The following is a 1,126-nucleotide window of genomic DNA, read 5'->3' on the forward strand; positions in this document are numbered from 1 at the left end:
ACCCTGGCGCCTGCAGCTGTAGCGCCATCCGTTAGCGTTCTAAATACAAACTATCGAGATGTCAAAATCACAAGACTATTTTGATGAGTATTTATCAAAGGCAAAGTTTTGGCTTAAACTATCTTTAGTATTCGTTCTCATTTTCTTCGTTTCTGCTGTAATAATATTTCTTTGGGGCGAAAGATTATCATTTCAATTAGCATCTGACACATCAAAATATTCACAGTTTGGTGATTTTTCAGGTGGTATATTAGCAAGTATATTTAGTTTCTTAACTTTCATATTGCTTCTATTTACTTACTATCAACAGAAAGCTGATTCTGAATCAAATCAAGAATTAACAAACAAATCTCTTAGCCTAATCAGGAAACAGAATTTTGAAGATACTTTCTTCCAAATGGTTAAGAATCTAAATGAAATCATTCGAAATACTAGAGGCTCAATTAAAATATCACCGCAAGTAGTCAGTAATATAAAGCCAAAGGGAAATGAATATTTTGAAAAACTGTTAGTTTCATTTAAAAATTGGTACAGAATAACTTCTGATCGTTATGAAGCACCGCATCCCAAAGTTGATTTAATAAAAGATTCAGAAGTAGAAGGTGATGAAGAGAAAGAAAAAATTCTAGAAGCATACAATGATTTTTATAACAACTTCTACGAAAGGCATAATGATCAACTCGGTCATATTTTTAGGTATATCCATAACATCTTAAAGTTTTCGGAAGAATCACTTGAGGATACCGACATTGATTCCTCACAGTATGTGAATATTCTACAATCTCAGTTAAGTGATTCAGTTCTTGCACTTCTTTTTTATAACTCCATTTCCGAAAAATCTATGAATGCAGATGGAGAATTTGAGTTTAGGGAAAGACTAGACAATTATGAATTTTTTCAGAATTTGAGGGAGGCAAATTTAGTTGAAGAGTATTATTTGAACCTATTTGAGACCACCAATTTCAGAATGTATTAGAACGCTAACCCGCGCATTAACTCGGACGTGCCTCGCCATCACTTGCCACAATTTTGGCTTTTTAATTTTCCGTTCATTATTTAGCAAGTCAACATTACTTCGCACGCCGGTTATGCGCAATGTCGTTATACTGCACGTCGGCCCCGGCAG

General features: G+C 34.3%; 1 protein-coding gene. It reads left to right on the forward strand.

All coding sequences use genetic code 11. From position 1 onward, the window contains the following. Window positions 1-58 precede the first annotated feature (58 nt). Window positions 59-976: a putative phage abortive infection protein gene (locus G3569_RS18200; RefSeq protein ID WP_165271511.1), complete on the forward strand. Its 918-nt coding sequence runs from the start codon at window positions 59-61 to the stop codon at window positions 974-976. The last annotated feature ends 150 nt before the right edge of the window (window positions 977-1,126 follow it).

It is taken from the genome of Fodinibius halophilus, assembly GCF_011059105.1.
Lineage (GTDB): Bacteria > Bacteroidota > Rhodothermia > Balneolales > Balneolaceae > Fodinibius > Fodinibius halophilus.